Consider the following 7,869-nt stretch of genomic DNA (forward strand, 5'->3'; position numbering starts at 1 on the left):
GTGCCCGTGCGAGCCACGGCGGCCCGGGCAGGGAGCCTCTCCGGGAGCGGAAGCCGGCGCCGCGGAGAGCGGAATGCTAGGTGGCTGTCGGAGTACTCGCGCGCCAACGCCTCGCCCAGCCTCCGCGGGTCGGTGTTCCACTCCGAGCGCGGGCTTGCCCGCGCAACCCTCCCGGGGGAGGGTCTGGGAGGGGCCGTCGAGGCCCCCTCCCATGATCTAGAGCGAGCGCAGGAAGTTGAGGAGATCCTGTTTCCGCCGCTCCGGGAGACCGCGGTAGCGGAGGATCACGCCGTTCGCCTCCGAAAAGCCGGAGGGGCCGTGGCTTTCACTGGCGTGGGCGAGGATGGCCTCGTTGAGGTCCCGCGTGCGCCCGTCGTGGAGGAAGAAGATCCGCTGGCCCAGACCCCACAGAGGCGCCGTGCGGAACTCGTCGGGGCCGGCGCTGCCCTGGCGGATGCCGTCGGCCAGGCCGGGCCCCATCCGGTGAAGCGCGAGGTCGGAGAAGAGGTTGGCTGGCCGGTTGGCCAGCACGGCGACGGCCGAGGGGCCGGTGGTCAGCGTCGGCGTGTGGCAGAGGGCGCAGCCGACCTCGGCGAAGGCCGCGCGCCCGCGCGCGATCGACGGAGTCTCGGGCGCGGGCCGCGGGGGCGCCAGGAACTGCATGAACATGGGAAACTTCACGATGTCGCTGGCGACCTCGACCGGCGTGGCCCCGGCGAGGTTGGTCCGGTCCTCGGGCGTCGGGCTGAACGTGCACCCGGGCGTCTGGTCGATCTCGTTGGGGAAGAGCTCGTTGGTCACGCCTTGCTCGACGTTGTAGGCCTCGCCCGAGAACACCGGCAGCGAGACGTTCTGCGCCTTCCAGCCGAACCGGGTGATGGTGCCGTCGTTGCCGTTCCGGTTGGCGCGCCCGCCGATCCCGAGCGAGCGCTTGAGCGCGGCATTGGCGGCAAGGTTCGCGAGGATGGTGGCGTCAGTCACGGCGGCGATCAGGCCGGCCCCGAACACCGGGGTCGGGATGCGGAACGTCAGGTTGTCGCGCCGGGCCTCGGCCTCGAAGTTCGGCTGGGCCAGGACGCATCCCGGGGCGTCCGTCCGCCCCGTGATGGTGTAGAGCTGGTGGACGCCGCCGTCGGGCGTGCCGTCACGGTTCTGCTTGAAGCGTACCTCGCGGACCGGGCCGTCGGGAAGGATGAAGAACGGCACCGTGTTGGTGGCGCCGTCCTTGGTGGCGACCGCCACTTGCGGGTTGACGAAGGGGCTCGTGCCGCCCACGGCCGGATGCGCGTGACAGCCGGCGCAGCTGTCCAGGTTGAAGCGCGGCCCGAGACCGGGGTCGTCGTCTCCCTGGACGGTGTTCACGCTTGCGAACGATTCCTGCCCGGCGTCGAAGAAGGCCTGCTGCTCGGCGGTCAGGGTGGGGAACGGTTGCCCCGCGCCCGGCGGCCCCCCTCGAACCCCCGGGTCGCGGGCGGCGGAGTCCGCCCACAGGGCCACGCTCAGCCCCAGGATCAGAAGCGCGGGGAGGGCCGGGGTCAGCCGCGCGAGTCGGCCGGCCCGAGCCCGGGCCGGAGGACGATGGGATTTGCGATCGGGGGGTGGAAGCGGCGAGAACGGATGCATGGCGACCTCCCTTTCAGGAGACCGCCACGTCCCGGGAGCGCCCGCCTCGCTTCCTTCGGTGGCCCGGCTGTCAGATCCAGCGCCTGACCCGTGGCTTTGCGCCCCTGCCTCGCGACAGGTTTGCCTTTGTCGGGAAGCGGCCTCCGCGTCGATTACTAGCCGGCTAGCGACCCCAAGTCAACGAAAAAGACCCTTAGGGGTCGGCGCGGGCCCCTGGCTGGCTCTCACCTGAGAGTCGGCCGAGACGCATGGCCGCCGATCGGCCCACGACGCGGACCTCTCGCCGGGCGTCCAGCTCGTCGAAGCATGCGCGCGGCGCGCCGAGCAGCGCGACGTTCATCGCGTTGCGCTGTGACGGTGGCGATGCCCGCCTCGACCCGCCAGACGACCTCGTCGGCCATGGTTCCCTCCCGGGGACGATCGCGTTCGCCGCCACCTTAGGGAACCGCTCGGGCCCTGTCAACACGGGCGGCGCCGCAACCCCACGGAGGGCGAGGGCCACTCCTCCCGATCCCCGGTGGTATGATCGCCCCAGACTCTCGACTCGAGGAGCGAGCCCATGCCGCTATTCTCCGGCTTCACGGTTCCGGAGGAGCTGCGCCTCCTCCGCGACCAAGTCCGACGCTTCGTTCAGGAGGAGATCCTGCCGCTGGAGCAGCGGATCGACCCCGATGCGCCGGACATCCCGCGGGAGGATTTCCAGCGGCTTTCCGCCAAGACCAAGGCGGCCGGGCTCTGGGCCCTGGGGGCGCCGGAGGCCTATGGAGGTGGTGGGCTCGACACCTTCAGCATGTGCGTGATCCTCGAGGAGATGGCGCAGCATCGAATGGGTCTCTACAATCCGGGCTGCGGCATCTTCGGGCGCTACCCGCCGCCGGTGATCTGGGGCGGTACCCTCGCCCAGATCGAGAAGTTCGCGATTCCGGCCCTCCGTGAGGGCTACGAGACCTTCTGGGCCATCACGGAACCCGCCGGAGGCTCCGACCCGGCCGGCGCCATCCAGACGCGGGCCGAGCGACGCCACGATCGCTGGGTCCTCAACGGGCGCAAGGTGTTCATCTCGCGCGCCCACGACGCGCCGTGGGGCGTCGTGTTCGCGCGCACCGACAAGACGAAGGGGCGCGCCGGCATCTCCTGCTTCATCGTGGAGCGGGGCACCCCGGGGTTCACCGCCACCCCGATCCGGACCATCCGGACCTCGTCCGTCCCCAATGACGTCGTCTTCGAGGACTGCGAGGTCCCCGCCGGGAACCTCCTGGGCGGCGAGGGGCGCGGGCTCGACCTCTGCTTCGACCTCCTGGTGAAGCAACGCTTTCCCTATTCGGCGTGCAACCTGGGGGTGGCGGTGGCCGCCCACCGCATGGCCATCGCGCATGCCAAGCAGCGCTCCACCTTCGGCGTACCGCTCAGCCAGCGCCAGGCCATCCAGTGGATGCTGGCCGATGCCGAGGTGGAGATCCGCGCGGCGCGCTGGCTCGTCTGGGAGGGCGCCTGGAAGGCCGACCGCGGCGAGGATGCGCGGGTGGAGGCGTCCATCGCCAAGCTCCACTCCAGCGAGGTGCTGGGGCGGGTGATCGACGCGGCCGTGCAGATCCACGGGGGCTACGGGGTCTCCAAGGAATTCCCGCTCGAGCGCTGGTACCGCGAGGCGCGGGTCCGCCGGATCGGCGAGGGGCCGTCCGAGGTTCACCGCATGGTCATCGCGCGCTCGCTGTTCCGCTGAACGGCCCCCGGCAACCGGCCATGGCGACCTTCAGCTTCGAGCTGTGCGAGCTGCCACCGGAGACGCAGGCCCTCCGGGAGGAGGTGCGCGAGTTCCTCCGCGCCGAGCTGTCCGGGCAGGGAGGATCCAGGCGCGCGCGCTCCTGGGGCGGCTTCGACCGCGCCTTCACGCGGAAGATGGCGGCGCGCGGCTGGATCGGCATGACCTTTCCGAAGCGATATGGCGGTCACGAGCGCACGGCGCTGGAGCGCTACGTCGTTCTGGAGGAGACGCTGGCCGCCGGCGCTCCGGTCTCCGCCCACTGGGTAGCCGACCGGCAGAGTGGCCCCCTCCTCCTGCGCTTCGGCACCGAGGCCCAGCGCCAGCGCTTCCTGCCCGGAATCTGCCGCGGCGAGCTCGCCTTCGCCATCGGCATGAGCGAGCCCGACTCGGGCTCCGACCTGGCCTCGATCCGCACCCGGGCTCAGCGCGCGCCCGGGGGCTACCGCGTCGACGGCACCAAGATCTGGACGAGCAATGCCCACCTCTGCGACTACGCCATCGCCCTCTTCCGTACCGCAGTGGTGCCCGACAAGAAGCACGAGGGCCTGTCCCAGTTCCTCGTCGAGCTCGGGTCACCGGGCATCAGCATCCGGCCCATCATCGACCTGTCGGGCGGCCATCACTTCAACGAGGTCCACTTCGAGGACGTCTTCGTGCCCGACGACATGCTGGTGGGCACCGAAGGGGAGGGCTGGAAGCAGGTCACCACCGAGCTCGCCTTCGAGCGGAGCGGCCCGGAGCGCTATCTCTCCTCCATCCAGCTCCTGATCGAGCTGATCCGAGAGGTGGGACCGGAGCCGGGCGAACGGGCGGCGGTGCTCATCGGCCGCCTCACCGCTCATCTGACCACGCTGCGCCAGATGTCGCTCTCGGTCGCGGGCATGCTCCAGACGGGGCAAAACCCCAACCTGGAGGCGGCGGTCGTGAAGGAGGTCGGGACCACGTTCGAGCAGGAGATCCCGGAAGCGGTCCACGCGCTCACCGGGGCCGAGCCGCGGCTCGGTTCGGGCAGCGAGTTCGAGCAGACGCTGGGCTACCTGGTGGAGCACGCGCCGTCGTTCTCGCTCCGCGGCGGCACCCGCGAGGTGCTGCGCGGCATCATCGCCCGCGGCCTGGGTCTCCGATGAGGAAGGCCAGGCGCGGCCGAAGGGCCCGCGCATGAACGAGCTGCGGGCGATCCTCGCCGACACGTGCGCGCGGCTCTTCGGGGACCGGGTCTCCCCGGAGCTGATCCAGGCCGCCGAGAAGGGCGTGTGGCCCGCGGCGCTGTGGCAGGCGCTGGAGGAGAACGGGCTCACGCTCCCGCAGGTCCCCGAGGCGCGCGGCGGCGCGGGTGGCACCTGGCGCGACGCCCAGGTCGTGCTCACCGCCGCCGGGCGCCACGCCGCGCCGGTCCCTCTGGCCGAGACGATGGTCGGGGCCTGGCTCCTCGCGGAGGCCGGTCTCGATGTGCCCGTGGGACCCCTCACGGTGGCGCCGGTGCGGCCGGAGGATCGCCTCGCCCTCGCGCGCGACGGCTCGGGCTGGCGCCTCGACGGCACCGCCCGGCGCGTCCCCTGGGGGATCGCGGCCGGCCACGTCGTCGTGGCCGCCGACGATGGCGGCCGGCCGGTGATCGCCCTGATGGCCCGCGGCGCAGCCCGGGGCGAGCCCGATACCAACCTGGCCCTCGAGCCTCGCGACACGCTCACCTGGCACCGCGCCCCCGTGGTCGCCGCGGCACCGGCCGGCGAGGGCGCGGCCGGGGATCCGGTGCGTGCGCTGCGGCTCGGGGGCGCGCTCGTACGCTCGGCCCAGATGGCGGGTGGCCTCGAATACCTCCTCGCGCAGTCGGTCAGCTACGTGACCCAGCGGAAGCAGTTCGGCCGCCCGCTGGCGGCCTTCCAGGCCATCCAGCATCAGCTGGCCCTCCTGGCCGGGCACGCGGCCGCCGCGGGCATCGCGACCCAGCACGCCTTTCGCGCCATGGAGCGGGGCCGGGCGGCCTTCGAGGTCGCGGTGGCGAAGATCCGCGTCGGCGAGGCGGCCGGCCTCGGGGCCGGCATCGCCCACCAGTGCCATGGGGCCATCGGCTTCACCTACGAGCATTCCTTGCATTTCGTCACCCGTCGGCTCTGGTCGTGGCGCGCCGAGTTCGGCGCCGAGAGCCACTGGGCGATGGAGCTGGGACGGGAGGTGGCGGCGCGGCCTGCCGACGCGCTCTGGCCGTACGTCACCTCGCGATGACGTCGAGGGAGATGCGGGGCCCGAGGAGGATCGAATGCTTCCGCTGACCGGGATCAAGGTCGTCGAGATCGCGCAGAACCTCGCCGGGCCCATGGCCGCGGAGATCCTCGCGCACCTGGGCGCGGACGTCGTGAAGATCGAGCGCCCCGACGGGGACGATGCGCGGCGCTGGGGTCCGCCGTTCTGGAAGGGGGTGTCACCGGCGTTCCTCGCAGTCAACGCCAACAAGCGCTCCATGACGCTCGATCTCAAGGACGCCCGCGCAGTGGCCTGGCTGACCGAGTTCATCGGCGGGGTAGACGTGCTCGTCCAGAACCTGCGGCCGGGCGCGCTCGAGGAGCTCGGCCTCGGTCCCGAGGTCCTGGTGGCTCGTTACCCGCGGCTCATTTACTGTTCGCTCTGGGCCTTCGGGCGCACGGGGCCGCGCCGCCTCAAGTCGGGGTACGAGCCCATGGTCCAGGCGTTCTCTGGCCTCATGATGATGAATGGCGACGAGGGGGGCCCGCCGACCCGCATCGGCACCTCGGTCCTCGACTACGGGAGCGGGATGTGGACGGCCATCGGCGCCCTGGCCGGTCTGGTCCAGCGGGAGCGCACGGGACGCGGGTGCGTCGTCGACGCCTCGCTCTTCGAGACCGGTCTCGCCTGGCTCAAGGGTCACTTCGCGAGCTTTCGCGTGTCCGGCGAGGTGCCCGAGCGCCACCGGACCGGCAGTCACCGCGTCGTTCCCTTCCAGGCCTTCGACACCAAGACCGGGCCCATCATCATCACGGTCGGCAGCGACCGGCTCTTCGCCAGGCTCGCCGGGGTCCTGGGTCGTCCCGAGTGGATCACCGATCCGCGCTTCGCCACCAATGCGGCGCGCGTCGTCAGCCGGGCCGAGTTGATCCCGGAGATCGAGCGGATCCTGCTCACCCGCACCAAGGGCGAGTGGATCGATCTCCTGGAAGCCGCGGGGGTGCCGTGCGCCCCGATCAACACCCTGCCCGAGGCGGTCACCGAGCCCCAGGCGGAGGCCATCGGAATGATCCAGCGCGTGCCCGGTGACGAATACGAACTCGTGGCCCTGCCGCTCTCCTTCGACGGCGTGCGTCCGGGCATTCGCCGGGCGCCGCCGCGCCCCGGGGAGCACACCGGAGAGCTGATGGGCCCCTGAGCCGTGGGACGGGTGTCTATCCTGGCTGGACCTTCATCCGGGGATCCAGCGCGTCGCGGAGGCCGTCTCCGAGCAGGTTGAGGCCGAGGACGGTGATGGCGATGGCGAGCCCCGGGAAGAGCGCGATCCAGGGCGCCTCGCGTACGTAGTTGCGGCCTTCGGCGATCGCGTTGCCCCAGGTCGGGGTCGGCGGCTGCGGCCCCATGCCCAGAAACGACAGCACCGCCTCCGTCAGCACGGCGTACGCGAAGATGAACGTGAGCTGGACGATCAGTGGCGCGAGGCTGTTCGGCAGCACGTGCCGCAGCAGGATCCGCCATTGCCCGACGCCCAGGGCGAGGGCTGACTGCACGTAGTCCAGCTCGCGGATCACGAGGACCGACGCTCGGACGATCCGCGCCGTTCGGGGCGTGTAGACCGCGGTCAGGGCGATCATGGCGTTCAGCATCGACGGTCCGAGGGCGGCCGTGATCCCGATCGCCAGCAGGACGGCCGGAAACGCCATCAACGCATCCATGCACCGCATCAGCCCGTTGTCGAGCTCGCGGAAATAGCCGGCTGCGGCGCCGATCAGGGTCCCGCCCACGCCGGTCATGACCATGACGCCGAAGCCGATCTCGAGCGAAAGCCGGGCGCCGTAGACGACTCGGCTCAGGATGTCACGCCCGAAGTTGTCCGTCCCGAGCCAGAACTGGCGGGTCGGCGGCGTGAAGCGGTGGCGAAACTGCATCTGGTCCGGCGCCGACGGCGCGATGACGTCGGCCAGAAGCGCGAGGGCGAGCACGAGCGCGAACAGCGCGAACCCGACCACGAACGATCGATGACGCCTGAGCCGCCACACGACCCGCGAGCGCCGCACGCGGGCGAGGGCGCCGTCGGGCGCCGCCCACCCGATCGCGATGGTCCTACCCCCGCTCATAGCGCACGCGGGGGTCGAGGTAGCCGTACAGGACGTCGATCAGCAGGTTCAGCAGCACGAAGCCGGCCGCCGTCACCAGGAGGCCGCCCTGGATCATGGGGTAGTCACGGCGGAGGACGGCCGCCGCCAGAAGCCGACCGATCCCCGGCAGCGAGTACACGGTCTCGATCACCACGGACC

The 7,869-nt window shown here is 71.4% G+C and carries 7 protein-coding genes and 1 riboswitch; of the genes, 4 read left to right on the forward strand and 3 right to left on the reverse strand.

What is annotated here, in order from left to right:
• Nucleotides 1-216: 216 nt before the first annotated feature.
• The gene (locus VGW35_18015; GenBank protein HEV8309561.1) at nt 217-1,623 is read right to left on the reverse strand and encodes a di-heme oxidoredictase family protein; all 1,407 of its coding nucleotides are present in this window, start codon (nt 1,621-1,623) and stop codon (nt 217-219) included.
• A gap of 54 nt (nt 1,624-1,677) precedes the next feature.
• Nucleotides 1,678-1,758, reverse strand: a riboswitch (cyclic di-GMP riboswitch).
• A gap of 424 nt (nt 1,759-2,182) precedes the next feature.
• On the opposite strand from VGW35_18015, the gene VGW35_18020 reads away from it, so the two are divergent.
• The 4 genes from VGW35_18020 to VGW35_18035 are packed head-to-tail and all read left to right on the forward strand — an operon-like array spanning nt 2,183 to nt 6,770.
• The gene (locus tag VGW35_18020) at nt 2,183-3,346 is read left to right on the forward strand and encodes an acyl-CoA dehydrogenase family protein (protein ID HEV8309562.1); all 1,164 of its coding nucleotides are present in this window, start codon (nt 2,183-2,185) and stop codon (nt 3,344-3,346) included.
• Nucleotides 3,347-3,366: 20 nt separating this feature from the next.
• On the forward strand, nt 3,367-4,515 hold the full coding sequence (locus VGW35_18025; protein HEV8309563.1) for an acyl-CoA dehydrogenase family protein: 1,149 nt from the start codon (nt 3,367-3,369) through the stop codon (nt 4,513-4,515).
• Nucleotides 4,516-4,546: 31 nt separating this feature from the next.
• Entirely contained in the window at nt 4,547-5,614 is a 1,068-nt protein-coding gene (locus VGW35_18030; protein ID HEV8309564.1) for an acyl-CoA dehydrogenase family protein, read from the forward strand.
• Between the two features lie 34 nt (nt 5,615-5,648).
• Complete coding sequence (locus VGW35_18035) at nt 5,649-6,770, forward strand: CoA transferase (GenBank protein ID HEV8309565.1); 1,122 nt, start codon at nt 5,649-5,651, stop codon at nt 6,768-6,770.
• A gap of 16 nt (nt 6,771-6,786) precedes the next feature.
• Here the strand turns inward: VGW35_18035 and VGW35_18040 are convergent, their stop codons facing one another.
• A complete protein-coding gene (locus VGW35_18040; protein HEV8309566.1) occupies nt 6,787-7,689 on the reverse strand; it encodes an ABC transporter permease in 903 nt (300 codons plus the stop codon).
• A partial coding sequence (locus VGW35_18045) for an ABC transporter permease subunit (GenBank protein ID HEV8309567.1) occupies nt 7,676-7,869 on the reverse strand: 194 nt, incomplete at its 5' end. The genes VGW35_18040 and VGW35_18045, both read right to left, overlap by 14 nt.

Source organism: Candidatus Methylomirabilota bacterium, from assembly GCA_036005065.1.
Taxonomy (GTDB): domain Bacteria; phylum Methylomirabilota; class Methylomirabilia; order Rokubacteriales; family DASRDR01; genus DASYQW01.

What these genes read in the sequence shown, in the direction of transcription:
- VGW35_18015 (HEV8309561.1), bottom strand. Translation starts at nt 1,623, where the DNA reads ATGCATCCGTTCTCGCCGCTTCCACCCCCCGATCGCAAATCCCATCGT.
- VGW35_18020 (HEV8309562.1), top strand. Translation starts at nt 2,183, where the DNA reads ATGCCGCTATTCTCCGGCTTCACGGTTCCGGAGGAGCTGCGCCTCCTC.
- VGW35_18025 (HEV8309563.1), top strand. Translation starts at nt 3,367, where the DNA reads ATGGCGACCTTCAGCTTCGAGCTGTGCGAGCTGCCACCGGAGACGCAG.
- VGW35_18030 (HEV8309564.1), top strand. Translation starts at nt 4,547, where the DNA reads ATGAACGAGCTGCGGGCGATCCTCGCCGACACGTGCGCGCGGCTCTTC.
- VGW35_18035 (HEV8309565.1), top strand. Translation starts at nt 5,649, where the DNA reads ATGCTTCCGCTGACCGGGATCAAGGTCGTCGAGATCGCGCAGAACCTC.
- VGW35_18040 (HEV8309566.1), bottom strand. Translation starts at nt 7,689, where the DNA reads ATGAGCGGGGGTAGGACCATCGCGATCGGGTGGGCGGCGCCCGACGGC.